We start from the raw sequence: 26,187 nt of genomic DNA on the forward strand, positions 1-26,187 counted from the left end.
GAGCTTGGGCGGGGGGTGAATGGGGGGAGGCGCTCACTGGTTCGCCGGGGCACGGCGCTCCCAGGGCATGGCTGGGCCGGGGCAGGGCGGCGCGACGACGGGCGCCGAGGGTGAGCGGGTCGTTCGCGGTGTGCGGTGGCGCGGAACTACTGTGCCGGGGGCGGGAGTTCGCCGGAGCCGCGGGGGATGAGGCGGGTGGGGACGGTGACCGTACGGGCCCGGGTGCGGTCGCCGTCGAGGCGGGCCAGGGCGATCTCGGCCGCGGCGGTGCCGATGGCGGTCGGGTCCTGGGCGACGGTGGTGATCGCGGGTTCCAGGACCTCGGCGAACGGCAGGTCGTCGAAGGAGACGAGGGCGACGTCGCGTCGGCCGGCCCGGGTGGTGCCCAGAACGGTGCCCATGGCGGCGAAGTTGTTGGCCGCGAGGATCGCGGTCGGCGGCTGCGGGTCGCGCAGCGCGCGCTGGACGGTGTCGGCGGCCTCGGCCTCGGTGTGGCCGTCGAGGACGAGCGAGCGGTCGTAGGGGATGCGGGCGGCGTCGAGGGCCTCGCGGTAGCCGGCGAGGCGCTCGCGGCGGGTGTAGAGGGTGGCGGGGCGGTCGCCGACGAAGGCGATCCGGCGGTGCCCGGCGGCGATCAGGTGGGCGGTGCCCTCGCGCGCGCCGTCCCGGTTGGAGCTGACCACGCTGTCGGCGGTCAGGCCGGTGCCGGGGCGGTCGAGGAAGACCACCGGCAGGCCGTTCGCCCGGGCGGTGCGCAGCTGGGCGTGGTCGGCGCCCGCGGTGGGCACCACCATCAGGGCGCTGACCCGGCGGGCCAGGAAGGTGCTGATCAGGGCCCGTTCCAGGGCGGGGTCGTCGGCGCAGGAGCCCATCAGCAGGGTGAGTCCTCGTTCGCGCACCGCGCTCTCGATCCCGCCGGCGACGGAGCCGAAGAACGGGTTGCCCATGTCGGGGATGATCAGGCCGACGGTGCTGTCCGGACCGCCCACGCGGATGTTGCGGGCCATCAGGTTGGGCTGGAAGCCGAGCTTCTCGACCGCCGCCATGACCTTCTCCCGGGTCTCCCGGGAGGTCGGCCCGTCGCCGTTGAGCACCCGGGAGACGGTCTTGGCGCTCACGCCGACCTCCTGGGCGACGTCGGCGAGCGTCGTGCGACGGGGCGAGGCCATGGACCACCGTTCCGGCTTCGTCGGGTGCGGGCCCCGCCACGGCGGGCGGGGCCCGGTCTGGTCAGTTCGGGCGGATGCCGGCCGCCTCGGCGGCGGCGTCCGCCACGACAGTACCGCCGCCGTCCCGGTCGACGTCGAGCGCACCGGTCATGATGGCCACGACCTCGGACATGGAGTAGTCGGACGGCTTGATCAGGGCCTCGCGCCGGCCCATCCGGTGGACGTGGATGCGGTCGGCGATCTCGAAGACGTGCGGCATGTTGTGGCTGATCAGGATGATCGGCAGGCCCTTGTCGCGGACCCGGCGGATCAGGTCGAGGACCTGGCCGGACTCCTTGACGCCCAGGGCTGCGGTGGGTTCGTCCATCACGACGACGCTGCGGGCCCAGGCGACGGCGCGGGCCACCGCCACGGCCTGGCGCTGGCCCCCGGAGAGGGTCTCCACCGGCTGGGTGAGCGAGCGCAGGCCGATCTTGAGGTCGGCCATGTGCGCTGCGGCCTCCTCGCGCATCCGCTTCTTGTCCAGCATCCGCAGGATGCCGCCGAGCGGGCCGGGGCGGCGCAGTTCGCGGCCGAGGAACATGTTGGAGGCGATGTCCATCGAAGCCGCCACCGCGAGGTCCTGGTACACGGTCTCGATGCCGTGGGCCCGGGCGTCCTGCGGCCCGTTGAAGCGGATCACCTCGCCGTTCAGGCGGATCTCGCCCTCGTCGGGGGTGACGGCGCCGGTGAGCGCCTTGATCAGGCTGGACTTGCCGGCGCCGTTGTCGCCGATGACGGCCAGCACCTCGCCGGGCAGCAGGTCGAAGTCGGCGCCGTCGATGGCGGTGACGTGGCCGTAGCGCTTGACCAGGCCCCGGGCCTGGATCACGGGGGTGACCGTGGTGGTGCTCATCAGCGGATCCTCTTCCGGGAGATCTGGTCGACGGTCACGGCGAGGATGACCAGGACGCCGGTGATCAGGGTCTGGTAGATGGAGGCGACGCCCATCAGTTGGAGGCCGTTGCGGAACACGCCGACGATGAGGGCGCCGATCAGCGAACCCAGCACGCTGCCGCGGCCGCCGAACAGGCTGGTGCCGCCGAGGACGACGGCGGTGATGCTGTCGAGGTTGTCGGTCTGTCCCGCCTGGGGGTCGCCGACCCCGGTGCGGGAGGTCAGCAGCAGCGCGGCGACGCCGTAGATCAGTCCGGCGATCGCATAGAGGCCGATGGTGAGGCGGCCGGTGCGGATGCCGTTGAGCCGGGCCGCCTCGGGGCTGTTGCCGAGGGCGTAGACGTGGCGGCCCCAGGAGGTGCTGCTCAGCAGGTAGGCGAACGCGCCGAACAGCGCCAGGGCGAGCAGGGAGCCGTAGGTGACGTCGGTGCCGCCGAGCGGGAACGTCTCGCCGAGGAAGGTCAGCTCGCGGGGCAGGTTGCTGACGCTCTGCTCGTCGGAGTAGATGTGGGTGAGCGCGAAGGCCACGTTCAGCATGCCGAGCGTCACGATGAACGGCGGCAGCGGGATCAGCTTCACCAGCAGGCCGTTGAGCAGCCCGAAGCCTGTGCACACCGCCAGGCCCAGCGCGATGGCCACCAGCGGCGGGACGGTGCCCTCGGCGGCCATCCTCGCGATCACGATCGAGCCGAAGGCCATCGCCGCGCCGCAGGACAGGTCGATTCCGGCGGTGAGGATGATCAGCGTCTGCCCCACGGCCAGCGCACCGACCACCATCACCTGCTGGATGATCAGGGAGAAGTTCCCGCCGGACAAGAACTGGTCCGTCATCAGGGAGAAGAAGGCGCAGGCCAGGACGAGCGCGGCGAGCGGGCCCGCGATCGGGGCCGTCGCCAGTCGCCGCAGCCTCGACGGCCCGGTCAGGTTTCCGTACGGGACGGTGGATGTGGTCATGGAAGGTCCTTGCCGGTGGAGCGGATCGGGAGCGCCGAGCGGACGGCGTCGCGACGGATGGGAGCGGTCCGGGCCGGGGCGGGGCAGGAGATCCGGCCCGGACCGCTGGTTCGGCGGGGCGCGGATCAGCCCCAGCAGTTCTCCAGGCCGTAGGCGGTCTCCTTGGCCTCCACGCCGGCCTGAGGCTTGTCGGTGACCAGGTTGACGCCGGTGTCGGTGTAACCGGTGGGCTTGACCCCGGACTTGGCGTACTCGGCGACGGTCTTGACGCCCTGCGCCGCCATCACCAGCGGGTACTGCTGGGAGGTCGCGGCGATCTTCCCGTCCTTGACGGCCCGGGTCCCGGTGCAGCCGCCGTCGACCGAGACGATCAGGACGTCCTTCTCCCGGCCCTTGGCCTTCAGCGCGGTGTAGGCGCCCAGCGCGGCGGGTTCGTTGATGGTGTAGACGACGTTGATGTCGGGCGCCTTCTGGAGGCAGTTCTCCATCGCGGTCTGGCCCTTGGCCTGGTCGCCGCCGGTGTCCTGGGAGCAGACCACCGACGGGTCGCCCTCCTTGACGCCGAAGCCCTGCAGGAACCCGTTGTGGCGCAACTGTCCGACGGCGACGCCCGGCGCGAGGTCCAGGGTGGCGATCCTGGCGGGCTTGCCCGCCATCGCGGCCTTGGCGTACTCGCCGATCAGCCTGCCCGCCTTCTCGTTGTCGGTGGCGAACAGCGCGTCGGTGCCGTCCACCGGGTCGGTGGGGCTGTCGAGGGCGATCACCAGGACGCCCTTGTCACGGGCCTTCTTGATCGCGGGCAGGATCGCCTTCGAGTCGCTCGGGGTGATCAGGATGCCCTTGACCCCGGAGGCGACCATGTTCTCGATCGCCGCGATCTGGCCCGCGTTGTCGCCGTCGAACTTGCCCGCCGCGGTGCTCAGCGTGACGTCGTTCTCCTTGGCGGCCTTCTGCGCGCCCTCCTTCATCTTCACGAAGAACGGGTTGGTGTCGGTCTTGGTGATCAGGCCGACCTTGACCGCACCGCCGGAGGAACCGGCTCCCGCGGAACCCTTCGAGCCGGAGCCGCACGCGGCCAGCGTGAGCGCCAGGCCGCCGGCCAGCACGACGGCCGCGGTTCTGGTCAGGGTGGGGCGAGGGGCGAGGGACATGGTGGCTCCGTAAGTTGTCAGGCGGCCCGGGAGGGCCGGATGTGGCTGATGGCGGCTTGCCCTTGGGGGCTCCCCAGGAGTGGCCGTCCGGTTCTCCGGGGCGCCCTGGCTGCTGATGGAGATCTGCGTTCCGGTCGCTGTCTACGGAGCTGACGGCGGGGTGTTCCCCGGGCCGACGGGTGCTGATCCCGGGCGCCGAGTTCGTCGTCTCCGCCGGCGACCTCGCGGCCTGCGCCGACGCCGGTCGTCCGGCCTCCGCAGCCGGCCTGGTACCGGTCCCGCGGGACTCCGGGTGCCGCACCGGCAACCTGCACCGGCCCAAGCGCTACAGCCGCCGCCCGCGAAGGGTGTTCTACATTCCCGCCCAGACCGGCATCATCAAGGACGGCCCCAATCGGGACTTCCTCCTCAAGAAGCGCGCCGAGGGCTGCGGCCACGTCCAGGCGCTGATCGCCCTGGCGCGACGCCGGGTCAACGTCCTGTGGGCCCTCCTGCGTGACGGACGAGAGTTCACCCCCGCCCAGCCGGTCACGCAGTCGGCTTGACTCAGTCATTGCAACTCCTGGGGGTGCGGCCGGGTGGACAGGGCGGGGAGTCAGCAGCATCGAGGATGTCATCGTTGACTTATGTCATCGTTGACATCGGCTTGGGAGTGATGATGAAGTCTGCGAAAGCCGGGCCACAAGCCCCTTCCGCGTAACGACTGGGTAACGCGGCCGTAATCATCCGCGCCGCCGGCGAAGACCCGCCCGGCCGGTCTCCGGCCCCCAGGGCGTCCGGTTCGCCCCTGTTCCTCCTAGCATCCGAAAGGCGCAACGATGGCCCAGCGCCCGATCGCCGTCCTCGGTGAGTGCGTCGCAGACGCCTTCGCCGACGCCCTCCAGCCCCGCCCCGGAGAGCTCGCCCTGCGCGTCCTGCCGGGCGGCGGACCGGCCAACACCGCCGTGGCGCTGGCCCGGCTCGGCACCCCCGCCCGCTTCCTCGGCCGGATCTCCACCGACGCCTTCGGCGCGCTCTTCCGCGCCCACCTCGCCGCCTCCGGCGTCGACCTCTCCGGCGCGGTCGCCGCCCCCGAGCCCAGCACCCTGGCCATCGCCACCTTCGACCCGCACGGCCAGGCCCAGTACTCCTTCCACGCCGAAGCCACCGCCGACTGGCAGTGGACCGACGCCGAACTCGCCGCCGCCCGCCCCGAGGACGCGGCCTGCCTGCACACCGGCTCCCTCGCCCTGGTCCGCGCCCCCGGCGACGAGCGCATCGAGGAGATGCTGCAGCACGCCCGCGGCGGCGCGACCGTCTCGATCGACCCCAACGTCCGCCCCCTGCTGGTCGATCCGGCCGTCTACCGGCAACGGCTGTCCCGCTGGTGCGTGCTCGCCGACATCCTGCGCCTGAGCTCCGACGACCTGGAACTGCTGATGCCCGGCGTCACGCCCGAGCGCGCCTGCGACGCCTGGCACCTCGCCGGGGTCCGGCTGGTCGTGATCACCCTCGGCGGTCGCGGCGCGCTGGCCTCGCTCGACGGCGTCCGGGTCCTCGTCCCCGCCCCGCGGACCGAGGTCGTGGACACCATCGGCGCCGGCGACTCGTTCACCGCAGGCCTGCTCCACCGGCTCTCCCTGGCCGACCGCCTGGGCGGACGGCTGGAGCAGCTGACCGCCGACGAGGTGGCCGACGCCTGCCGGTACGCGGCCCGCGTCGCCGCGCTGACCTGCTCGGTCGCCGGCCCGACCCCGCCCTGGGCGCACCAGGTGGAGTCCGTCCCCGCCACCGCCTCCCGGTGACGACGCCCCCGCCCCCTGTGTACGGAAAGCGACAGCGATGAAGAAGACCCTGCTGGCCGAGTTCACCGCCAAGCCCGGCTGCGAGGAGCAGGTCGCCGCCCTGGTCGCGGACTTCGCCCTGCTGGTCCGGGCCGAACCCGGCAACCTCGCCTTCGACGTCTACCACAGGGCGTCCGACCCCCGCGCCTACTGGATCTTCGAGGAGTACCGGGACGAGGCCGCCTTCGCCGCGCACCTCGCCGCCCCGCACGGAGGGCCGTTCAACGCCCGGCTGGTGCCGATGATCGAGGAGGACGCCTCCGTCCTCACCTTCCTGACCCCCGCCGACTGAGCGGCGGCCAGCTGCCCACCAGGCCGGAGCGAGGCGTCCACGATCGCTCCAGGAGGCGCCCAACCGTCGTCGGTTCTCGTCACGGCAGCCGCAGCGACGGTAGTCGCGGCCACGGGTGGGACAGGTGCTCGTCGAGTTCTCGATGCGTCAGGTGATCCTGGTGAGACATCCACCATGCGGTGGCGAGACGCGTGTACCGTCGGCCCTTTGCCAAGGTGCGGCCGCCGGAACGTGGCCGGTGGCCGCAGGGTCATCACGACCCGAAGGCCCTGCTGGACGCTGCCACCGACCAGGGCCGGAACCCGCTGCCGGCCGAGGAACTCGGCGACGGGCGCCTCGTACCGGATGAGCACGAAGGCACCTGGGGGGGTGTTCCCGCGGCTGCCGGGGTCGGTCGGGGTCGCGCGGACCGTCCGACCCGCTGCCCCGCCACCACCCGCCGGAGGCCGGCCGGTTCGCAGGACTCCCCGCGTGGTCCTGCGTCGCGGTGACGGGGCAGCTGTGCGGTGGGGTGTGTCAGTCGCCCGGAACGGTTCCCTCCTCGAAGCGGAGGTAGCGCTCGACGGACCGGCTCAGGACTTCGTTGCCGTGGCAGGTGACGGCCCGGTCCCACCAAGCGCCGTAGATCCGCTCGAAACGGTAGCCGGCGAGCAGGTCCGCTGCCGCGCGGACCGCCTGCGGGCGCTCCGGGATGTGGTTGGCGTAGCTGTACATGAGGGTCACCCACCGGCTGTCCGGGCAGACGTTGACGACGTCGCCGGTGAACAGCGCCCCGTCGCCGGCGCTCCAGTGCAGCACCGCGCTGCCCGGGAAGTGCACGCCCGGGTTGATCAGGGTCACCTCGTCGGTGAGCTGGAGCGTGCGCCCGCTCCAGAACCGCACGGCCGGGTCCGGCCGGCCCACCCACTGCCGGTCGGCGTCGTGCAGGTGGACCGGTGCGTCGAAGGCGTGTGCCCACTCCACCATCGCGGAGTAGAAGTGCGGGTGGCTGATCGCGATGTGGTCGATGCCGCCGAGCTCCTCGACGGCGCGCACCATCGCGTCGTCGAGGTACGGCACGCAGTCCCACAGCACGTTCCCGGCGGCGGTGCGCAGCAGCAGGGCCCGCTGGCCGATGGCGAACTCCGGGGTGACCCCCACGCCGAGCACACCGGGCCCCTGCTCCTCGAAGCGGCCGGTGTGGCCTTCCTCCCGCAGGCCCGCCAGTGTCGTCCACTGCTGGCCGTCCCGGCCCACGTACTGGCGTTCGTCCAGACAGACCGGACAGTCCGGACGCGCGGCGGCGTACTGGGTGCCGCAGGTGCGGCAGATCGGACGTGTCGGGGCGGCGGTGTCAGCCACGGTCGCCTCCGACGAGTTCGTCGAGGACGTACGGGCGGCTCGGCAGCCAGCCCAGTTCCTCGACGGCGCGCCGTCCCGACACCACCTGGTTCAGGCCGAGGGCCTCGGCGAACGGGCCGCCCACGGCCTCGGCGGCCTGCTCCACCGGCCAGGGCTCGGCCCGGCCGGTGCCGCCCGCGGCGATGTCGGCGGCCGCGGCGAGTGCGGCGACCGGCACCGCTTCGTGCGCCACGCCGTGCAGCACGCTGCCCGCGTCGGCCTTGGTCACCGCCAGCCCGAAGAGTTCGGCGAGGTCGTCCACGTGCACCATGGGCCAGCGGGTCGCGGCCGAGCCGACGTACCGGCCGGTGCCGTGCTCGCGTGCCCAGCCGGTCATCAGGCCGGGGATACCGCCGCCGTGGCCGTACACGATGCCGGGCCGCAGGACGACGGCGCGCACGTCGTCCCCGGCGGCGGCCAGCACGCGCTGCTCGATCCGCGGGCGGTAGCCGACGATGGCGATGGCGTTGGTCGGCGCGTCCTCGGTCAGGGGGGTGTCCCCGGTGGCGCCGAGCACCCAGACGCCACTGGTGTAGACGAACGCCCGGTTCGTGCCGCGCAGCGGTGCGAGCAGCGCCTCGAGGGCGGCGGTGTCCACCGACTCGTCGCCGGTCGGGGTGGCGAGGTTCACCACCGCGTCCACGTCGTCCGTCACCGCCGCGCGCAGTGACGCCGGGTCGGTCAGGTCGCCGACCCGTACCGGCACGTCCGGATGCAGTGCGGCCGCGTCCTTGACCAGGGGCACCACGTCGTGGCCGTCCAGCGTCAGACGGGACACCACCGCGGAGCCGATGTAGCCGGTGGCACCGAGTACCAGAACCTTCATGAACCCTCCCAGCAGACGTTCTTCGAACACGACAACCGTAGGAACCGCGCTCGCACCCGCGGATCCGTCGAATGACCGGGGCGCGTACCGGCGTTCACCCGCAAGGGGACCGACGGTCGACCTGGCCGACCGGGTCGACCGGGCCGACGGGCGAGGAGGTGACGGGGTGGCGGGACCGGGCGGAGGTCAGCCCAGGTCGAGCGCTCCCAGGGCGGCCCGCGATGTCACGCCGAGCTTCGGGTAGGCGTTGGACAGGTGGTAGCCGACCGTGCGCGGGCTCAGGAACAGGCGCGCGCCGATGTCCCGGTTGCTCAGGCCGGTTGCCGCGAGCCGGACCACCCGCAGCTCCTGCGCGGTCAACCGGTCCACGGGAGCCGTGCCCGCCGCTGACGCGGCCGGGGCGACACCGGCGGCCCGCAACTCCGTGCGGGCCCGGTTCGCCCACGCGGCGGCCGACATCCGCTCGAACGACTCCAACGCCACGGTCAGCGCCTCCCGGGCGTCAGCCCGACGCTTCGCCCGGCGCAGCCATTCCCCGTACAGCAACCGGGTGCGCGCCTCCTCGAACGGGCGGCCGTCCCCGTCGTGGGCGGCGAGCGCCCGCTGGTAGAACTCCTCCGCGGCTGCGGCGTCGGCGGTGAGCAGGGCGCGGCAGCGCAGTTCCACCGCCCTCGCCCACGCGGTTCCGGTGGCCCCGGTCCAGCGCGCGAAACCCTCGGCGGCCGGCCCGGCCTCGGTGGGCCGCTCCGCGCGCACGGCGGCCTCCACCTGGTCGGGCAGGCTGTGCACGGAAACCATGAGGTGCCGGTGCGGGCCCCCCGTCAGGGCGGCGAAATGCTGCAGCGCCCGGTCGTAGCGTCCGAGTCCGAGGTCGAGCAGGCCGTGTGCCCTGGTCAGCCAGAACGGGGACGGTACGACCTCGGGGCACAGGCCCTGTCCCGGCCGTCCGGCGGAGCCGCGGCCGAGCAGGTCCCCGCCCCCCGGGCCGTCGGTTCCCGCCGGCCCCTCCGCGGTGCCCGGCTCCGTCCCGTCGAGCGCGGCCAGCACCGCCAGGACGCCGCTGAGCATCGTGGCGAGATGGCGCTGACCGGTGTCGCAGGCGATCTCCAGACCCTCGACCGCCGTCGTGCGGGCGTCCCGGTGCCGTCCCAGGAACAGCCGCAGCCGCGCCAGCCGCAGCAGCACCCGCGGCAGTACCCCGACGGCACCCTCCACCCGGCACTCCCGCTCCAGGGCCACGGCCTCGTCGTGCACCGTGCGGTACTCGCCGAGCAGCATGTCCCAGCCGTGCAGCCGCACCTGCTCGGTCAGGCTGCGCTGGTGCCGGGTCCGCGCGACGTACCGGGCGAACTCCCGTACCGCCGTCGCCCCGTCCACCAGATCACCCGCCAGCATGTCGAGCACCCCGACCGCGCCCCGGTGCACGGGATGCCCACCGAAGTCGAGACCGGCCACCCGCGCGCGGGTGGCCCGGGCCGCCGCGACCGGGTCCGGCGCCTCCCAGGCCATCGCGGTGGACTCGAACAGCAGCGACGCCCCCATGGCGGGACGGTCCGCCGTCACCTCGGAAGCCGCCTCGACGAGCAGCAGCCGCGCCGACTCCGCACGGCCCTGCTCGTGTTCGAGCGCTGCCCGGACGCTGGCGAGCCGGGCGACCGCCGGTGGACTGCTCACCGGCCCCGCCTCGTCGGCGAGCATCCCCGCGAGTTCCACCTGTCCCGCCTCGGCCGCGGCGGCGGCCGCGGCGGTCAGCCGCAGCGACCGGGCCTCCTGGTCCCCCGTCAGCCGTGCGGCCCGCCGATAGGCGGCGGCGACCGCCGCCCGGCCGCCCCGCGAGCGGAACAGCTCGGCGCTGCGCTCCAGTTCGGCGGCGACCTCGTCGTCGTAGCCGACGGTCGCCGCGGCCAGGTGCCAGGCCCGGCGGCCCATGTCGTCGGCGGCCGGGGCCGCTTCGGCGAGCGCCCGGTGCGCGGCCGTCCGTTCGGCCAGCACCGCACCTTGGTACGCGGCGGCGCGCGCCAGCGGATGCCGGAACACCAGTCGGCGTCCGGACACTCTCACCAGGTCCGCCGCCTCCGCCGGCCCGAGGTCCCCGGCGGCCGCGCCCACCCGTTGCCCTGCCGCCACCAGCAGCGCCACGTCGCCGGTGTCGTCGGCTGCGGCGATCGTCAGCAGGAGACGGGTCGGCGCGGGCAGTGCTCGAATCCGCTCGTCGAAGATCCGCCGCACCCGCCACGAGGCCGGCAGCACGGCGATCTCCCGTGCGTCCAGCGGTTCGCTCCCGTCCCGCTGGGCCGCCGTCAGGGCCCCCACGAGTTCCACCATGGCCAGCGGATTGCCCTGCGCGAGCCCGAGAATGCGGCTGCTCACGGCGGCATGCAGCTCGGGCGCCCGGTCCGCGAGCAGCGCCGCCCCCTCCTCGTCGGTCAACGGCCCCAGGTGCAGCACCGGCAGCCCCGGCGCGCCGTCGAAGGCCGCCGGATCGTCGTGCGCTGCGACCACCATGGCCACCCGCCCCCTGCCGAGCCGGCGGGCGGCGAACAGCAGGGCGTCCACGGTCTCCAGGTCCAGCCAGTGCGCGTCGTCCACCAGGACCACGACCGGACGTTCCTCGGCGAGTTCGTCGAGCAGGCCCAGCGTCGCGGCCCCGACCAGGAAGCGGTCCCCGGCGGGCACGTCGTCCGGTGTGATCGCCCCGCGCAGCGCCGTCAACTGCCGCTCCGGCAGGCGCCTGGCCAGGCCCAGGGTGCCCTGGAGGAGCACCTGAAGACCGGCGTACGGCAGCGAGGCCTCCGACTGGACACCCGTACACCGCAACAGCCGGGCTCCGGCTGCCGCCGCCGCGCAGGCGCACCGGTCGAGCAGCGCCGTCTTGCCCGACCCCGACTCACCGAGGAGCACCACGGCCCCGCCCCGGCTCTCCCGGGCTGCACTCAACAGCCCGGCGAGCACTTCCTGCTCGTGCCGCCGGCCGCTGAGACCGGCGGGCCTCCGATCGGCGCTGCCTGCCCGGACCACGTCGGTCATCTGGTGCTGTCCCCTCCTTCGGCCAGCGTGGCTGACGATGTCATCGGTTCAACCGTCGCGCGTCCGCACCGCCGGGCCGCTGCTGCGTACCAGGGCCCGTCTTCTAACTCCCGTCGTTCGCCCGGAGGGCGGGCGACGCGTCGTCCGTGGTCTTGCTGTAGCCGAGGGACTCGACGATCAGGCCGTCCCGTACGAGCGTGAGGCTCACGCCGCGGACCGAGTCGACGGGTCCGTCGTGGAAGTGGCACCGCCAGCGGACCGTTGCCCGTTCACCGGTGACGACGACGGCCTCCGGCTCGAACTGGATCGTGCGGTCGTCGGCGAGTGCCCGGCAGAACTCCAGGCACTCGGCGCGGCCCTCGTAGCGGGCTCCGTCAGGAGCCGGCTCCCTCGCCTCCATGACGCAGTCGTCGGCGATCAGGTCGGCGAGCAGGGAGGCATCATGCTCGATGAAGGCGCGGTTGAAGCAGTGGATCACCTCGGCCGTGGTACGGAACGTCAATGCCGCAACTCCTCGGAAGTGGAACGATCGGTCTGCCGTGGCCCGGGTGCGTGCGCGCCTGGTGCGCGGGCTGCCGGTACGGGTGCCGCAGCGCCCACGGGCCACGCGCGGCGGCTCCGGCCGTCGTCGATCTTCCAGCCCCCCACCGCGCCCATCAACGTCGAAGATCAGTAGGATTCGATAACCGAGGCTTATGACGGGGGTCGGCACGGGTGGAAATACGCGACATCGAGATCTTTCTGACGTTGGCCGAGGAACTGCACTTCGGCAGGGCGGCCGCCCGGCTGCACCTCACGCAGGCCCGCGTCAGCCAGGTGATCGGACGCCAGGAGCGGCAGCTGGGCGGCTTGTTGTTCGACCGTTCCAACCGCCGCCAGATCCGCCTGACCCCGCTCGGCGAGCAGCTCCGCAGCGACCTGCGGCCGGTCTACGCGAACCTGCGCGACAGCCTCGAACGCGCCCGGATGGCGACCCGCGGCAAGACCGCACGCCTGCGCGTCGGCATGATGCCGTTCAACGTGCCCGACATGTACCCCTACTGGGAGACCTTCCGCTCCCGTCATCCCCAGTGGGAACTGCAGCTGCGCCGGGCGCCCTACCTCGACCCGTTCGCCAGGCTGCGCGAGGGCGACATGGACGTCTTCCTCACCTGGCTGCCGGTCGACGAGCCCGACCTCACCGTCGGCCCCGTCCTCTTCCGCGACCCCCGCGTCCTGGCCGTCGCCGCGGGCCACGAACTCGCCGAACGGCACTCCGTCCCGTTCGAGGCCCTGGCCGACTACGCCCATGCCATGCCGCCCGACATGCCCGACTACTGGGAGGACGCCTACCTGTCGTTCCACACGGCCCGGGGAAAGCCGATCGAACGCGTCGAACAGGTCACCAACGCCGACGAACTGATCCACCTCGTCAGCACCGGCGAGATCGTCCACCCCTTTCCCTCCCACGTCACCCGCTACTGGTCCATGTCCCACGTCCGCTTCGTCCCCGTCCCCGACATGGGGACGATTCCCTACGCCCTGGTGTGGCGCAGGGACGGAGAGAACGACCTCGTCCGGGCCCTCGCCCAGACCGTCCGCGACATCGGCGTCCTGCACTTCTGACGAAGCCCGCGCGGCGACCGCCGCCACCGGAACGGGCCGCCCCGCGCTCACCTCCCGGCACGCGGACCAACCGGCCCGGCAGGCGGGTGGAGGGTGCGTTCGGGTGAGGACGACCGTCGCGCTATCTTCGCGATCATGAACAGAGTACGAGCCACCAGGCTCATCGGGTCGAGCTTCGGGCTATTCTTCGTCCAGGCCAATGCCGGTGCCCTTCCGAACGCCGTCGGCATCCCCCTCCGGGTCCTCGCCGTCGTCGCGCTCCTACTCCTCGGGGTCTTCAACCGCCGGCCCGTCCCCGAGACCACTACCGCCTCCCCGCTGCGCTTCGGCCGGTCCTACTGGTTCGTCGCCGCAGCCGAGGTCGTCGGCATAGCCGTCGGCCTCGCCGTCATCAACAAGGTCCTCCACACGCCCGCCGCCACCGCCGGCTGGATCGCCTTCGTCGTCGGCGTCCACTTCTTCGGCCTCGCGACCGCGTGGAGCCGGCCCCCGCTCCGCGTCCTCGGCGGCTCGATGGCGGCCTGCGGTGCACTCGGCATGGCCCTCGCCTTCCTCGGCGCCCCCGCCCCCGCCGTCTCCACCGTCGCGGGCATCCTCCCCGGCGCACTCCTCTTCGGCTCGGTCTGGTGGTCGAGCCGCTCCGGCGCCTAGGTGGTTCCCGAGGGTCGGTCCGGGACGGGCCGATGGGGGCTCAACCGGCCTGTGGCGGCCGGCCGTCGTCACCCGCGCCGGTGTCGTGCGGGCCCTTGTCGAGCGACAGAGGCGGTTGCGGGGCCGCTCCGGCGGCCTGCGGGGTCTGCGGGGTCTGCGGGTCGCTCTGCTCGATGCGGCTCAGCAGCCGGGCGACGGAGTCGGTGCGTTCCCGTAGGAGGGCGACCCGGGAGGTGCCGGTCGGCTCGGCGGGTTCGTCGACGGGCAGCACCGGGATGCCCCGGCTGCGGGCGGTGGCGATCAGGCTCTCGCCGGCCCGGTCGGCCACGACGAGCGCCGCGGCGGCGAACGCGCCCGCGTCCAGGGTCTTCTCCCGGCCGAGCAGGCCGCGGTGGACGATGCGGGCCGGGACGGTCAGTTCGTCCAGGCGCTGGTCGTCCGAGGCGCGTTCGAGGGCGGCGAGGACGACGGTGGTCAGTGCCTCGCCGGCCCGGGTGACGACCCACTTGCGGCCGGGCACCGGCGGGAGGAACTCGCGGATCCGGTCCACCTCCTGCTCCAGCGCGGTGGTGGTCAGCACCTCGAAGGCGTTGCTGGTGCGGATCTCGACGACCTTCTCCCAGTCCACCTCCTCGCCGTCGAAGCCGACCTGGGACGGCCCCAGGTGGACGGCGCCGAGGCCGTCCAGGAGCCCGAGCAGCTTGTGCACCACGGCCGGGGTCAGGGGGTGGCGGCCGATCAGGGTACCCACCGACAGCTTCCACGGCGCCGTGGCGGGCACCAGCGGCGGGGCGACGGAGGTGAGCGCCGTGTGCGCCCACCGGCCGCCCGCCGCCGCTCCCCGTCCGCCCCGCTGGACGGCCTGCCGCCCGGCCTTGCCCAACCCGGCCGCCGCCCCCGCGGCCGCCCCGGCCGCCGCTCCGACCAGCCGCCCCAGACCGCCCACCAACTCGCCCCCGCGCACGTCCCGTTCCCCTCGTCGTACCGCTGTCCGTCGAAGGTGGCCATGCTACGGGCCCGCGCTCCGCGCCTGGTCAGGCCGTCCCCATGACATCCGTCATGACCTTCCGGCCACAGAACTCACTGACACCGGGCCGGCCCCGTGCGACAGGCTCGACCCACGGAGAGCCCGCACGGCGGGACGGACAGGGGAGCGGACATGAAGGTACTGGTGGCCGGAGCCGGACTCGGCGGGCTCTGCCTCGCGCACGGGCTGCTGCGGGCGGGCGTGGACGTCCGGGTCCACGAGCGGGAGGACGGCCCGGACAGCCGCTACCAGGGCTTCCGGATCGCGCTGAACGCCCACGGCCTGGCCGCTCTGCACGCCTGCCTGCCGGAGCGGCTGCACGCCCTGCTGGCGGCCGTCTCCGGTCCGATGGCGGGCGAGCGGCTGGTGGTGGACCAGCGGCTGCGGGAGGTCCGCCGGCTCGGTGTCGCGGACGAGGGCACGGCCGTCGACCGCCACGTGCTGCGTCAACTGCTGCTGGCCGGGCTCGGCGACCGGGTCGAGTTCGGCAGGCCCGTGACCGGCTACACCGAGCGGGCGGACGGCACGGTCGAGGCGCACCTCGGCGACGGCGGCGGCGCGGTCGGCGACCTGCTCGTCGGCGCGGACGGCGTGGGCTCGGCGGTGCGCCGCCAACTGCTGCCCGGGGCCCGGGTGGTGACCCTCCCCGGCAGCGCCGTCCTCGGGCGCACCCCGCTCACCGAGCGGTTCGCCGCCCTCGTCCCCGGCTTCGGCACCGTCGTCCAGGGCACCGGTGCCCGCGGCACCCGGGTGAGCATGCTGCTCGGCCGGATGGAGTTCCGCCGCCCGCCCCGGTTGGCGGCCGCCGAGCTGGCCCCCGACGTCCGGCTGCCCGACACCGGGAGCTACCTGCGCTGGGTGGTGATGCCGGCCGAGCCGCTCCCCGCCGGGCCGCGGAACTGGGAGGCGGTCAGGGCGGACCTGCTCGACCTGCTCGACGGCTGGCACCCGGACCTCGTCGACCTCGTCCACCGGGCCGACGTCGTCAACAGCGCTCCGCTGAGCGCCCGTTACGCCGAACCGGTGCCGCACTGGGCCGGCAGCCGGCGGGTCACCCTGCTCGGGGACGCGATCCACACCATGCCGCCGAGCGGTGGCCAGGGGGCCAACTCGGCCCTGCGCGACGCCGCCCTGCTGGCCCGTACGCTCACCGCCGTCCAGCGCGGGCGGGCCGAACTCCCGGACGCCGTCGGGCGGTACGAGCGGCGGATGCTGGAGTACGGCTTCGCCGCCGTCGCCGACAGCGTGCGGCGCCTGCCGGACTTCACCCCGGCACGCTGACCGCCACCTGAATGACCGGACGGCCCGGGGACCGGGACGCGCGGGGCCGCCGGGCTCGCCGGGGTCACCAGAGGCGGCGTTCGGCCGGGGTGCCGTGGCCGGTGCGGAGCCGGCGGACGAGGGTGCGGCGCAGGTCGCGGTCGTGGTCGGTCTCGACGGGGAGGTCGAGTTGGACGATGTCCACGCCCGCGGAGCGGAGCAGTCCGATGCGGGTGGCGACGGTGGCGGGGGAGCCGGTGTAGGCGGCGGTGAGGGAGCGGCGGACGTACGCGGCGACCTGCTCGTCGCCGTGCGCGGGGTCGGAGCGGCCGCGTTCGCGGTCGCGGTCGAGCTGGACGGCCTCCCGCCAGCGGCCGGCGCCGGCTCCGGAGGTGAGGCGCAGGGCGTCGCGGCGCAGCCGGCGGACGCGGTCGCGGGCCTGCTCGTCGGTGTCGGCGAGGACGACGGTGAGGTGCCGCCAGATCCGCAGGGACCGGCCGTGGGCGGCGGCCGCGGCGCGGGCCTGGGCGATCCGGCGGCGGGTGTCGGGCAGCGGCAGCGGGCTGACGGCGTAGACCTCGGCGTAGCGGGCGGCGAGGTCGAGGCCCTGCGGGGACGAGCCGCCGAAGGAGAGCAGCTCGCCGCCCGGTCTCGGGTGCAGGCCGGGGCGGGCGGCGGTCACGGTGTAGAACTCGCCCTCGTGGTCGATGTCCTGGTCGGCGCGCAGGTAGCGGGTGAACAGGTCGAGGTACTCCTCCGCCCGGCGGTAGCGCTCCGCCTTGTCGAGGCGGTCGCCGTCGCGGGCGGTGTCGAGGTCGCTGGAGCCGATGATGACGTGCGCCGCCGCCCGCCCGCCGGAGAGGCGGTCCAGGGTCGCCAGGGAGCGGGCGGCGACGGTGGGTGCGGTGGTGCCGATCCGGTGGGCGACGGCGACGCGCAGCCGGGTGGTGGCGGCCAGCGCCCAGGAGGCCACCAGCCAGGGGTCGGGCCACGAACTGGACTGCACCACGAGGGCGCTGTCCAGCCCGTCCTCCTCGTTCTCGCGCGCGGTGCGGGCGACGTACGCGGGGTCGGCGGTGCGGTCGCGGCCGTCGGGGGCCCAGCGCAGGGCCTGGCGCTCCTGCGGGGTGTCGCCGGGGACGGGGGCGGCGCGGACCCCGCCGCGGATCTCCAGGGGCACGGGCTCTCCTCGGATGGGAAGGGACGGGGCGGGTCAGCGGGCGGCCGGGCCGAGCCGGGCGAGGGTGTCGAGCAGCTTGGCCCGGCTGACGAACACCTCGGGCGGCAGCGACACGTACAGCTGGATGGTGGTGACGCCCGGGCGGTGGTAGGCGAGGATGCGCTCGCGGCACTCCTCGGGGGAGCCGCTGACGAAGAGTCCGTCGACGACCTCGTCGGGCAGGGCCTTCTGGGCGCCCTCCGGGTCCCCCTCGGCCCAGCGGCGGTGCGTCTCGGCGAGCAGCTCGCCGTGGCCCAGCCACTCGTGGAACTTCCGGTACGGCTCGCGGTTGAGGATCCAGGCCAGGAAGGGCCGGGTGGCGCGGTGGGCGTAGTCGGTGTCCTCGGTGGGGCAGACGAAGACCTTGACCACCAGCTCCTTGCCGGGCGGCTGCGGACCGACGGTCTCCAGGATCTTCGGCACGTCGTGCGGGAACAGCAGGTTGGTGATGGCGCCGTCCCCCTCGGTGAAGCCGAGCCGGAGCATGTTGGGCCGCAGTGCGCCGAGGATCACCTTGACCGGTTCGGCCGGCGGGTGCGGCAGCCGGTAGCCGGTGATGTCGAAGGTGTCGAAGCCGCCGGTGACGTACTCGCCGCGCAGCGCCCGGGTGACGAAGCGCAGGACGTCCCGGGTGCGCTTGAAGGGCTCGTCGAAGGGGATGCCGTTGATGTCGGTGACGTGGGCGGGGACGGAGGCGCCGATGCCCAGCAGGACCCGGCCGGGGGCGAGTTGGGCGAGCGTCGCGGCGGTCTGGGCGAGCACGGCCGGGCCGCGGGTGTGCACCGGGACGATGCCGGTGGCGATCCGCAGCGACGGGGACCACGCGGCGGTGGCGGCCAGCGGGGTGAAGGCGTCGGTGCCGCCGCCCTCGGCGCTCCACACGTCGGTGTAGCCGAGCTCGGGCAGCCGCTCGACCAGGAAGCGGTGCCGGTCGATGGTCAGGCCCGGCAGCGGCAGGGTGATGCCCCACTTGGGCGGTTCGGCCTCGGGGTGGTGGTGCGGCGGGTGCGGGGTGGTCATCGGGCGGGTGTCCGTTCTGTGGGGCTCGGGAGAGGGGGAGCGGGCTTCAGCGGACCCACACCGTGGTGAGGTCGATGAACCAGGACCGCGGCTGCACCAGCCCGTGGACCTTCGGCGAAAGCGCCCGCGGATTGCGGTCGTTGACGACGAAGAGCCAGGGCGCGTCCTGGGTGACGAGGGCGAGTGCCTTGCGGTAGCCGGCCTGCCGGGCACTCTGGTCGGTGTCGGCGGCCGAGGCGGCGAGCAGTTCGTCGACCTGCGGGTTCGCGTAGTGGCCGGTCCAGAACGGGCTCCCGGAGCCGACGAACAGCGGCAGCAGCGCCTCGGACTGGAACAGCGTGGTGGACTGGGCGACGGCGTCGGAGCCGAGCGCCACCTGGCCCTTGGCCTCGGCGCCGATCAGGGTGGTCCAGTCGGTGGTGCGCAGTTCGGCCCTGATGCCGACGGCGGCGAGGTCGCGCTGGATCGCCTCGGCGATCGGTACCGGGAGCAGGTTGCCGCTGCCGCCGGTGGGCACGGTGACGGAGGTGGCGAAGCCGTTCGGGACGCCGGCCTCGGCGAGCAACTGCCGTGCTCTGGCCGGGTCGTAGGAGTAGGCGTCCCCGGCGGGGTCGTAGGCGGCGGTGGCGCGCGGCGCGGCCTGGTAGGCCGGGTCGGCGGTGCCGTGCAGCAGGGTGTCGGCGATCGCCCCGCGGTCGATGGCGTAGTTGGCGGCCCGGCGCACCAGCGGGTTGTTCCAGGGGGCCTTGGAGGTGTCCAGGATCCAGTACCAGAGGTGGTCGTAGCTGTTGGTGGCGACCGTGACGCCGTCGGCCCGGAGGCTGTCGAGGTCGTCGGGGTTCGGGTACTCGATCCAGTTCGCGCCGCCGGAGCGCAGGGCCGCGGTGCGGGCGGCGGCGTCCGGCAGCGCCTTGACCACGAGCCGGTCCAGCCTGGGGGCGCCGCGCCAGTAGCCCTTGTTGGCGGCGAGCTCGATCTGCTGGCCCTCGGTCTGCGAGACGAAGCTGAACGGGCCGGTGCCGACGGGGTGTTGGGCGAAGTTCGCCGAGCCGGTCCGGCGGACGGCGGTGGGGCTGGCGATCAGGACGTGCGCGAGGTCCTCCGGGAAGTGGCCGTTGGGCTGCTTGGTGACGAGTTCGACGTGGTCGGCGTCGGTCTTGCGGTAGGAGACGATGTCGCCCGCGTACTCCGCGGCGGCGGCGCCGAGGGCGTCGGTGTACTCGGGGCTGCCCTTGTCGAGGTAGCGCGCCAGGTTGAAGACCACGGCGTCGGCGTCGAAGGGGGTGCCGTCCTGGAAGGTGACGCCCTTGCGGAGGGTGAACGTCCAGGTCCTGTGGTCGGCGGCGACCTGCCAGTCGGTGGCCAGGGCGCCGGTGACCACCGGCGGCCTGTCGGTGCCCTGGAGCAGCTCGTAGCGGGTGAGGCCCTCGTAGAGCTGGAAGGAGACCAGGCGCTTGCCCTCGAAGCCCGCGCCGCCGATCACGGTGTCGGGGTTGGGCAGCTTGCCGGTGGCGCCGATGACCAGCGTCCCGCCGCGGCCGTCGCCGCCGCCCGCCCCGGTGCCGGCGCCGTCGGTTCCGGCGCAGCCGGCGGCCGCGGTGAGCAGGGCGACGGCGGCCGGCAGGGCGACGGCTCTGGAGCGGGTACGGGCGGTGCGCGTCATGGCGGGTCCTCGTCGGTTCGGTGGTTCGTGGTTCGTGGTTCGTGGTTCGGCGTTCGGGGGGCGTCAGGTCGTGGGTCGGGCGGTGCCGGTGGCGGCTTCCAGCAGGGCGCGGGTGTACGGGTGCGCGGGGGAGTCCCAGAGGCGGTCGGCGGGGCCCTCCTCGACCACCCGGCCGTGCCGCAGCACCAGCACCCGGTGGGCGAGCCGGCGTACGACGGCGAGGTCGTGGGAGATGAACAGGTAGGCCAGGCCGGTGCGTTCGCGCAGCTCGGTGAGCAGGTCGAGCAGCCGGGCCTGCACGCCGCGGTCCAGGGCGGAGGTCGGTTCGTCGCAGACCAGCAGCTCAGGCCCGGTGGCCAGGGCCCGGGCGACGGCCACCCGCTGGAGCTGCCCGCCGGACAGCTCGCGCGGGTAGCGGGCGGCGAGCGCGGGCTCCAGGCCGACCCGGTCGAAGAGCCGGGCGACGGCGGCGGCGCGCTCGGCGCGCGGTGTGCCGTGCAGCCGCAGCGCGAAGGCGACCGCCTCCCCGGCCCGCAGAGCGGGGTTGAGCGAGCCGCGCGGGTGCTGCGGGACGTACTGCAGGCGGCCCCGCAGCGCGCGGTCGGCGCGGCCGCGCAGCCGGTACGGGTCCCGGCCGGCGAAGCGGACGGTGCCGGAGTCGGCGGCGAGCAGGCCGAGGGCGAGCCGGGCCAGGGTGGATTTGCCGGAGCCGGACTCGCCGACCAGGCCGACGGTCTCGCCGGGCGCGACGGCGAGGCTGACGCCGTCCACGGCGGTCCGGTCGCCGTAGCGCTTGCCGACGGCGTCCAGGGTGAGCAGGGCGGGCGGGGCCGGGTTCATCGGCGTGCTCCCGGGTCGGCGGCCACCAGGGCGGCGGTGAAGGCGTGGTCGGGCTCGCCGAGCACCCGCTCGGCGGGCCCGAGCTCGACGACCCGGCCGGCCCGCATGACCGCCACCGTGCCGCCGGTCCGGCGGGCGACGGCGAGGTCGTGGGTGACCAGCAGCAGGGCGATGCCGCAGTCGGCGCGCAGGGTGGCGAACAGGTCCAGGATCCGGCCGCGGACCAGGGCGTCCAGCGCGGTGGTCGGCTCGTCGGCGATCAGCAGCTCCGGGCCGCAGCAGACCGCGAGGGCGATCGCGGCGCGCTGGCGCAGCCCGCCGGAGAGCTCGTGCGGGTACGCCCGGGCGACCCGCTCCGGGTCCGGGACGCCCGCGGTGGCGAGCAGCCCGGGCACGGCGGCGCGGGCGGCCCGGCGGCCGTCGGCGACCCCGTGCCGGCGCAGCACCTCGGCGAGCTGCGGGCCGATCCGGCGCAGCGGGTCGAGCGAGGCGCTCGGGTCCTGCGGCACGTAGCCGATCCGCCGGCCGCGGACGTTTGAGAGCGCGCGTTCGTCGAGCGCCCGCAGGTCGGTTCCGCCGAGCCGGACGCCCCCGGTGACGGCGGCGCCCCGGCCGGGCAGGCCGAGCACCGTCCGGGCGACGGTGGTCTTTCCGCTGCCGGATTCGCCGAGCAGCACCAGGGCGCCGCCGGGGCGCAGGGTGAGGGAGACCCCGTCGACGGCCCGGACGCCTCCGGGGTACTCGACGGTCAGGGCGTCGACCTCCAGCAACTCCTTCACCGGGTCACCTGCTTCGGGGCTCGTCGCGGTGCCGGCGGGGCGGCCCGCGGCAGGTGGGCGGCGGCGTCGCCGATGCGGGTGCGCAGCGCCTCGCCGAGGGTGTTGAACACGACCGAGACCGCGAGGATGACGAGGGCCGGCAGCACCGCCACCCAGGGGTGGGTGAGCAGCGCGGGCCGCAGCTCGTCCAGCATCGCGCCCCACTCGGCGGCGGGCGGGGCGACCCCGAGCCCGAGGAAGGACAGCCCGGCGGCGTACACGACGGCCAGCCCGACCAGCGAGGAGGCGTACACCAGCACCACCGGCGCCACCACGGGCGCGACCTGGCGGAGCACCAGCGCGCCCCAGCCGGCGCCGCTGACCCGGGCGGCCTCCAGGTACTCGGCGGACCGGATCCGCCGGGTCTCGGTGAATGCGACCCGGGCGACCGCGGGGGTGAGCACCACGGACAGCGCGAGCACGGTCGCGCCCAGGCCGGGGGTGAGCAGGGAGGCGACGGCGATCGCCAGCAGCACCCCGGGGAAGGCGTAGAGCACGTCCAGCGTGCGCAGCAGGGCCTGTTCGGTGAGCCGGCCGCCGAGGCCGGCCGCGATGCCGAGCAGCGTGCCGGCGAGGGTGGCGACGGTGACCGGCACCAGGGCGCCGGTGAGCGAGGCGCGTCCGGCCCAGACCAGCCGGCTCAGCAGGTCGCGGCCCTGTCCGTCGGTGCCGAGCGGGTGGCCGGGGCTGCCGGGGTCGAGCAGCCGGTCCGCGAGCCGGCCGGCGGCCGGGTCGTACGGGGCGACCAGCGGTGCGGCGAGGGCGAGCAGGACGAGCAGGACGGCGAGGGCGGCGGGGACGACCAGGCCGAGGTGGCGTGCGACGGGCGGGTGCGACGTCATGTCAGGCCCTCACCCGCGGGTCGACGGCCGCGTGTGCCGCGTCCACCAGCAGGTTGACGCCGACGAACGCGACCGCCACCACGAGCACCCCGCCCTGCACCAGTGGCAGGTCCCGGGCGGTGAGCGCGTCGTACAGCAGCCGGCCGACGCCGGGCCAGGTGAACAGGGTCTCCACGAAGACCACTCCCTCCAGCAGGTAGGCGAGTTGCAGGCCGCCGATGGTCAGCAGCGCGGGGGAGGCGTTGTGCGCGCAGTGCCGCAGCACGGCGGCCGGGCGCAGGCCGCGGGCGCGCAGCGAGTCGGCCAGCTCGCCGGCCAGGACGGTGCCCAGCGCGGCCCGGAACACCCGAGCGGTGAGCCCGAGCGGCACCAGCGCGGCGGCGACCGCCGGGAGGACCAGGTGACGGGCGAGGTCGGCCGGGCCGCCGGAGCCGAACGCGTCGTGGGTGCCGCCGGCCGGGAGCCAGCGCAGCCCGACCGCGAAGACGGCGATCAGCAGCAGCGCCACCGAGTACTGCGGGGCGGACACCGCGAGGGTGGAGAGCGCGCCGGAGATCCGCCCGCCGGGGCCGCGCGGGCGCAGCGCGCCGACGGCGCCGAGCGCCACCCCGCCGGCCAGGACCAGGACGAACGCGGCCGCGGTCAGGGTGAGGGTCTGGCCGAGCGCGGGCAGCAAGAGGTCGGCGACCGGGCGCTGGCCCGAGACCGAGGTGCCGAGGTCGCCGGTGAGCGCGTGGCCGAGCCAGTCGGCGTAGCGGACCGGCAACGGCTGGTCCAGGCCGAGCCGTTCGGCGAGCTGCCGACGGGCCTCGGGCGGCGCGCCCGGGCCGAGGAAGGCGGTGACCGGGTCGCCGGGGACGAGCGCGACGGTCGCGAAGACGACGGCGGTGACGCCGAGCAGCGTGGGGACGGCCAGCAGGAGCCGGCGCAGCAGGAACCGGGTCACCCGTCGGCCCTCCGGGGCGGGGCGCCGGACGGGTCGGCGGCGGGCCGGTGGGGCGGGGCGGGCATGGCGCTGCTGCTCCTTCGGGCGTCGGGAGTCCTCGGACGGGAGGCGGGGACGAGTGGTGCCGTCGTCTCGGCGTCGGCGAGCGCGGGTCCGGCACGGGGGCGGCGGCCGCCACCGGGCGTCGGGGCGACGCCGCGAGGGCCGCGGCCGCTGGGAGGAGCGTCGCGGACGGACGGCCCGGACAGCCAGTCAGCTCCTGATGCTGTTACTCCGGCTCACAGCATCCGCAGTGACCCGCAGTACCGCTGCCCGGGCCGCCGAGGCCCGGTCCCGTCCTTGACCTGCACAAGGAACCGGACCTAGGGTGCCCGCATGGCTATTCGGCGGACCGACTTCACCTTGGTCGGGATCGGCGGCTCGTGGCACCGCAGGTGCTTCGACGAGCTCTGTCGACCGCGCGCGACGCGCTGACCGCCCTGCTCCACACCCGCCGCGGTCGACGCCCTCTCCTCACCCGGATCCACACCCGACGCCCGTCCGCGTCGCCGGCCGATCCCTGTCGCAGCGTGCCGCTCCGCACGCGACGTCCGGCAGCGGACCGCGTCGCGCACCGCGTCGCACCCGCGTTCACGGGGCCGACCGGCCACCAGCAAGGGGGACCGCAGAGCCATGCCCGACCACAGACGTCCTGCCTCCGTTCCCGGAGGTGCCCGATGGCAGCAGTGAGCACCTTCGCTGCCCCGGCCGGCCCGCGCGGCCGCCGGTACCCCGCCCGCCGCGGCGCCTGCGGCGGCACCGGCCCGGGAGACGCCCCCGCCACGGGAGCGCCCCCGCTGCACGCCGAGATCGACAATCCGCTCGACCTGATCGCCGGCCACCAGCTGCTGGCCGAACCCGCACCGCCCGGCGCGGCCCGGGCCGCTGCCGGGTGCGGCTGCGGCCACCCGATGTGCGTGGACGAGGACCGCGAACGCACCGCGGCGGCCCGGGTGTTCCTGGTCGAGCGGCACCCGGTGACCAGCGCCGGACTGCGCAGCGTGCTGGCCACCGCGCCCGGACTGACGGTGGTCGGCTCCACCGGCGACCGGCTGCGCGCGGTGCCGGCCGTGCGCCGCACCGCCCCCGACGTCGTCCTGCTCGGCCGCGGCGCGAGCCTGGAGGAGGACCTCGCGGCCGTGGTGGCACTGCGCGGACCGGACGGGGCGCCCGACGCCCGGGTCCTGCTGCTGCGCCGCGCCGAGTCGACCGCCGAGGCGAGCCGGATGCTGCTGGCCGGGGCCGGCGGCTGCTTCCCGCTCGACCTGGCGGGGGAACGGATCATCGGCGCGGTCCAACTCGCCGCCGCAGGGGGGTCGGTGTTCCTGCCGGCCCCGCCGTCGGCCCGGATCCACCCGGCCGCCCCGGCGCGGCACCTCGGCGAGCTGCCGCCGCAGCAGGCCGGGCTGACCGAGCGCGAGCGGGAGGTGCTGGTCAAGCTCGGACAGGGGCTGAGCAACGCCGAGATCGGGCGCGAACTCGCCCTGGCCGAGGCCACCGTGAAGAAGCACCTCACCCAGGCGATGCGCAAGATCGGGCAGCCCGACCGGCTGCGCGCCGCGCTGTACGCCCACCGGCACGGGCTCGCCGGGTAGTTCCGCCTCCGCCCACCCACACCGCCCGAGGGCGGGTCCCGCCGGTCCGCGGGGCCCGCCCTCCGTCGTGTCCGTCCACCCGCTCGGCGCGGGGCGACCTTCGGAGCATCCGCACGGCGACGATCGGCGCCCTGACCGGCGCCGTTCGGGGCTACCGGGGCGCCCGAGCCGCTTCGTAGCGTGGCGGGAACGACGACGACACGACGGTCCGAAGGATCGTCCAGCCGAAGGGAGATGGCCCGATGGGGGGTGTGTCCGACGGGACCGGCGGTCCGACCGGCGCCGGTGACGGGGCGGGTGTCGAGGCCGGTCCGGTCACGGCGGTGCTGGCCGCCGCGTCGATCCGGGGCGGCGGCCCCGGTGCGGAGCAGCCGAGGTCCCCGTACCGCGCGATGGCGGACGCCGAGCGGTCCGCGCTCTGGCGGCAGCGGCTGCACGAGGCCGAGGCCGGGCTGACCCGCTACCTGGTGTCGCGCGGGCACGAACCGCACCTCACCGACTGGTTCGTGCTGCAGTCCGAGCTCTTCGCCGACCTGCCCGAGCCGGACGCCCCGGCCGTCGAGTGGCAGCGGGTGTTCTTCCGCGACCAGGCCCTGATGGAGCGCTTCCTCGTCCTGCGCTACGGCGAGGAGGTCCTCGGGGACTGGGCCCGGTCGAACGCCGAGGTGCACCGCGAGGTCGAGCCCGACCACGGCCGGGGCGCCGCCGACCCGATCCACCGGATCGCCCGGCAGGCCGAACTGTACGGCTCCGACTACGAGTTCGACGACGACGCGGCGCCCGGCCGGGAGCGCGCGGCGCTCACCATCACGCACTGCGCGATCTGGGACTACCGGGAGAAGGCCCGGCGCTCGGGCGTACGGCTGACCCTCGCCTCGCCCTGCACGTACTGCACCGAGGCGCTGTCCGCCAACATCCGCGCCAAGGGCTACCGGCCGGCGCACCGGCTGACCCACGGCCCGACCGGCCACGGCTGCCGCTGGGAGGCCACCGCCGCGAACGGGCCGGCCGCCACCGCCGAGACCGCCGCCACCGCGACGCCCGCTGCCACCGCCGAGCCCACCGCCGCGCCCACCGCCACCGACGACCCCGGGGAGTCCTGAC

Annotated in this window: 23 protein-coding genes and 1 pseudogene; 8 read left to right on the plus strand and 16 right to left on the minus strand. The window is 74.8% G+C overall.

What is annotated here, in order from left to right:
* Positions 1–146: 146 nt before the first annotated feature.
* From ACFY0X_RS09890 to ACFY0X_RS09905, 4 genes are all read right to left on the minus strand, one after another.
* Positions 147–1,169 carry a LacI family DNA-binding transcriptional regulator gene (locus tag ACFY0X_RS09890; protein ID WP_387751394.1) on the minus strand — a complete coding sequence of 341 codons (1,023 nt, stop codon included), beginning with the start codon at positions 1,167–1,169 and terminating at the stop codon, positions 147–149.
* A 61-nt stretch (positions 1,170–1,230) separates the two neighbouring features.
* Positions 1,231–2,064: an ATP-binding cassette domain-containing protein gene (locus tag ACFY0X_RS09895; protein WP_387751397.1), complete on the minus strand. Its 834-nt coding sequence runs from the start codon at positions 2,062–2,064 to the stop codon at positions 1,231–1,233.
* Entirely contained in the window at positions 2,064–3,059 is a 996-nt protein-coding gene (locus ACFY0X_RS09900; RefSeq protein ID WP_387751400.1) for an ABC transporter permease, read from the minus strand. The genes ACFY0X_RS09895 and ACFY0X_RS09900 overlap by 1 nt, the downstream gene beginning before the upstream one ends.
* 125 nt (positions 3,060–3,184) lie before the next feature.
* A complete protein-coding gene (locus ACFY0X_RS09905) occupies positions 3,185–4,210 on the minus strand; it encodes a sugar ABC transporter substrate-binding protein (RefSeq protein ID WP_387751402.1) in 1,026 nt (341 codons plus the stop codon).
* Between the two features lie 191 nt (positions 4,211–4,401).
* Here ACFY0X_RS09905 and ACFY0X_RS09910 point away from each other — a divergent pair.
* The 3 genes and pseudogenes from ACFY0X_RS09910 to ACFY0X_RS09920 all read left to right on the plus strand — a co-directional run.
* A pseudogene (locus tag ACFY0X_RS09910) lies at positions 4,402–4,755 on the plus strand (transposase); the annotation flags it as partial.
* A 273-nt stretch (positions 4,756–5,028) separates the two neighbouring features.
* Positions 5,029–5,994 carry a carbohydrate kinase gene (locus tag ACFY0X_RS09915; protein WP_387751405.1) on the plus strand — a complete coding sequence of 322 codons (966 nt, stop codon included), beginning with the start codon at positions 5,029–5,031 and terminating at the stop codon, positions 5,992–5,994.
* Positions 5,995–6,031: 37 nt separating this feature from the next.
* Entirely contained in the window at positions 6,032–6,325 is a 294-nt protein-coding gene (locus ACFY0X_RS09920) for a putative quinol monooxygenase (RefSeq protein WP_387751408.1), read from the plus strand.
* A gap of 516 nt (positions 6,326–6,841) precedes the next feature.
* On the opposite strand, the gene ACFY0X_RS09925 is transcribed toward ACFY0X_RS09920, so the two are convergent.
* The 4 genes from ACFY0X_RS09925 to ACFY0X_RS09940 all read right to left on the minus strand — a co-directional run bounded on the left by ACFY0X_RS09925 (position 6,842) and on the right by ACFY0X_RS09940 (position 12,060).
* Positions 6,842–7,666, minus strand: a complete 825-nt coding sequence (locus ACFY0X_RS09925; RefSeq protein ID WP_387751411.1) for an MBL fold metallo-hydrolase — start codon at positions 7,664–7,666, stop codon at positions 6,842–6,844.
* Complete coding sequence (locus ACFY0X_RS09930) at positions 7,659–8,531, minus strand: NAD-dependent epimerase/dehydratase family protein (RefSeq protein ID WP_387751414.1); 873 nt, start codon at positions 8,529–8,531, stop codon at positions 7,659–7,661. The genes ACFY0X_RS09925 and ACFY0X_RS09930 overlap by 8 nt, the downstream gene beginning before the upstream one ends.
* 186 nt (positions 8,532–8,717) lie before the next feature.
* A complete protein-coding gene (locus tag ACFY0X_RS09935) occupies positions 8,718–11,558 on the minus strand; it encodes an AAA family ATPase (protein ID WP_387751417.1) in 2,841 nt (946 codons plus the stop codon).
* 103 nt (positions 11,559–11,661) lie between these two features.
* Positions 11,662–12,060, minus strand: a complete 399-nt coding sequence (locus ACFY0X_RS09940; RefSeq protein ID WP_387751420.1) for a nuclear transport factor 2 family protein — start codon at positions 12,058–12,060, stop codon at positions 11,662–11,664.
* A gap of 212 nt (positions 12,061–12,272) precedes the next feature.
* Between ACFY0X_RS09940 and ACFY0X_RS09945 the strand changes: the two genes are divergently transcribed.
* Together ACFY0X_RS09945 and ACFY0X_RS09950 are read left to right on the plus strand one after the other, a co-directional pair.
* The gene (locus tag ACFY0X_RS09945; RefSeq protein WP_387751423.1) at positions 12,273–13,163 is read left to right on the plus strand and encodes a LysR family transcriptional regulator; all 891 of its coding nucleotides are present in this window, start codon (positions 12,273–12,275) and stop codon (positions 13,161–13,163) included.
* A 135-nt stretch (positions 13,164–13,298) separates the two neighbouring features.
* Positions 13,299–13,814 carry a hypothetical protein gene (locus tag ACFY0X_RS09950; RefSeq protein ID WP_387751426.1) on the plus strand — a complete coding sequence of 172 codons (516 nt, stop codon included), beginning with the start codon at positions 13,299–13,301 and terminating at the stop codon, positions 13,812–13,814.
* A 40-nt stretch (positions 13,815–13,854) separates the two neighbouring features.
* Here ACFY0X_RS09950 and ACFY0X_RS09955 read toward each other — a convergent pair whose 3' ends face one another.
* Positions 13,855–14,778, minus strand: a complete 924-nt coding sequence (locus tag ACFY0X_RS09955) for a hypothetical protein (RefSeq protein ID WP_387751428.1) — start codon at positions 14,776–14,778, stop codon at positions 13,855–13,857.
* Positions 14,779–14,973: 195 nt separating this feature from the next.
* Here ACFY0X_RS09955 and ACFY0X_RS09960 point away from each other — a divergent pair, with 195 nt between their 5' ends.
* On the plus strand, positions 14,974–16,122 hold the full coding sequence (locus tag ACFY0X_RS09960) for an FAD-dependent oxidoreductase (RefSeq protein WP_387751431.1): 1,149 nt from the start codon (positions 14,974–14,976) through the stop codon (positions 16,120–16,122).
* A 64-nt stretch (positions 16,123–16,186) separates the two neighbouring features.
* On the opposite strand, the gene ACFY0X_RS09965 is transcribed toward ACFY0X_RS09960, so the two are convergent.
* The 7 genes from ACFY0X_RS09965 to ACFY0X_RS09995 all read right to left on the minus strand — a co-directional run bounded on the left by ACFY0X_RS09965 (position 16,187) and on the right by ACFY0X_RS09995 (position 23,449).
* Complete coding sequence (locus ACFY0X_RS09965) at positions 16,187–17,281, minus strand: LLM class flavin-dependent oxidoreductase (RefSeq protein WP_387751434.1); 1,095 nt, start codon at positions 17,279–17,281, stop codon at positions 16,187–16,189.
* A gap of 33 nt (positions 17,282–17,314) precedes the next feature.
* Entirely contained in the window at positions 17,315–18,340 is a 1,026-nt protein-coding gene (locus tag ACFY0X_RS09970) for an LLM class F420-dependent oxidoreductase (protein WP_387751437.1), read from the minus strand.
* A gap of 46 nt (positions 18,341–18,386) precedes the next feature.
* Positions 18,387–20,003 carry an ABC transporter substrate-binding protein gene (locus ACFY0X_RS09975; protein ID WP_387751440.1) on the minus strand — a complete coding sequence of 539 codons (1,617 nt, stop codon included), beginning with the start codon at positions 20,001–20,003 and terminating at the stop codon, positions 18,387–18,389.
* A 63-nt stretch (positions 20,004–20,066) separates the two neighbouring features.
* Positions 20,067–20,843, minus strand: a complete 777-nt coding sequence (locus tag ACFY0X_RS09980; RefSeq protein WP_387751442.1) for an ABC transporter ATP-binding protein — start codon at positions 20,841–20,843, stop codon at positions 20,067–20,069.
* The gene (locus ACFY0X_RS09985) at positions 20,840–21,622 is read right to left on the minus strand and encodes an ABC transporter ATP-binding protein (RefSeq protein WP_387751444.1); all 783 of its coding nucleotides are present in this window, start codon (positions 21,620–21,622) and stop codon (positions 20,840–20,842) included. The genes ACFY0X_RS09980 and ACFY0X_RS09985 overlap by 4 nt, the downstream gene beginning before the upstream one ends.
* Positions 21,619–22,503: an ABC transporter permease gene (locus ACFY0X_RS09990; RefSeq protein WP_387751447.1), complete on the minus strand. Its 885-nt coding sequence runs from the start codon at positions 22,501–22,503 to the stop codon at positions 21,619–21,621. Before ACFY0X_RS09990 ends, ACFY0X_RS09985 begins: the two co-directional genes overlap by 4 nt.
* A 1-nt stretch (position 22,504) precedes the next feature.
* Positions 22,505–23,449, minus strand: a complete 945-nt coding sequence (locus ACFY0X_RS09995; protein ID WP_387751449.1) for an ABC transporter permease — start codon at positions 23,447–23,449, stop codon at positions 22,505–22,507.
* Positions 23,450–24,165: 716 nt separating this feature from the next.
* Here ACFY0X_RS09995 and ACFY0X_RS10000 point away from each other — a divergent pair.
* Positions 24,166–25,083, plus strand: a complete 918-nt coding sequence (locus ACFY0X_RS10000; RefSeq protein WP_387751452.1) for a LuxR C-terminal-related transcriptional regulator — start codon at positions 24,166–24,168, stop codon at positions 25,081–25,083.
* Between the two features lie 242 nt (positions 25,084–25,325).
* Positions 25,326–26,186, plus strand: coding sequence for a hypothetical protein (locus tag ACFY0X_RS10005; RefSeq protein WP_387751454.1), 861 nt, complete (start codon positions 25,326–25,328; stop codon positions 26,184–26,186).
* Position 26,187 lies beyond the last annotated feature (1 nt).

Source organism: Kitasatospora sp. NPDC001547, assembly GCF_042894165.1.
In the GTDB taxonomy this organism is placed as follows: domain Bacteria; phylum Actinomycetota; class Actinomycetes; order Streptomycetales; family Streptomycetaceae; genus Kitasatospora.